This window comes from Lentibacillus kapialis, from assembly GCF_014646635.1.
GTDB lineage: Bacteria > Bacillota > Bacilli > Bacillales > Amphibacillaceae > Lentibacillus > Lentibacillus kapialis.
The window spans coordinates 1-696 of the sequence record NZ_BMNQ01000138.1; the positions used below are offsets into that span (position 1 = coordinate 1).

General features: G+C 43.1%; 1 protein-coding gene. It reads right to left on the minus strand.

All coding sequences use genetic code 11. The annotated features are described in order from the left end of the window. Positions 1-100 precede the first annotated feature (100 nt). Positions 101-696, minus strand: a 596-nt coding sequence (locus IEW67_RS17980) for a transposase (protein ID WP_188634438.1), incomplete at its 5' end; no start/stop codon positions are given.

Consider the following 696-nt stretch of genomic DNA (forward strand, 5'->3'; position numbering starts at 1 on the left):
ACTCGAGTTTCGCACCCCACATACCAAGGGATTCGGGGTGTTTATTAATGCCTGAAACCCTTGTATGACAGTGCTTTTGTCGAAATTCCATTTTCGCCCTCTAAGCGACATTATCGCCGTCAAATAGTTGGTGACCCAAAAATGAGTTTTCAAAAAGCGTTTTAATGTATTGGTATTCCTCGGACACCTTAAAGACATGAATATCTACCACACCTGATTCCGCGATGGCCGTGATGACCACTTGCAGGAGATCATCAAACATTTCCCATAGCCGTTGTGCCAAGTTTTTCTCCATCATGTCATCTTTGATCTCTTCAAATAACCCTCCCAGAGTCTCGTAATCGTTGACTCTTCGGAAATAAGACAAGAAGGCATACAGGATGTAAGTCGTCGTTACATGAGCAATTTGCGCGTCAAAATCCCGAGATTGGCATTTTCCCAGACGAAGCTGTTGTTTCGTCTCTCTAAAAAATACTTCAATCGTCCAACGCACCGAATAGATTTCCATTGTGTCGATAAAGGATAAGTTGGCGTCTGTGGAGAGATACAGTCGCCAGTCTTTTTGATATGGGAATCGGCAAAAAAACAATGTGACTGTTTCATCGATCCCGGGATAATAGACGGTGACTTCATAATAGCGCGTATTGCGTTTACGGCAACGCTTTTCTTTTCCTTCGTTTTTCAGGGTTTTCAGCA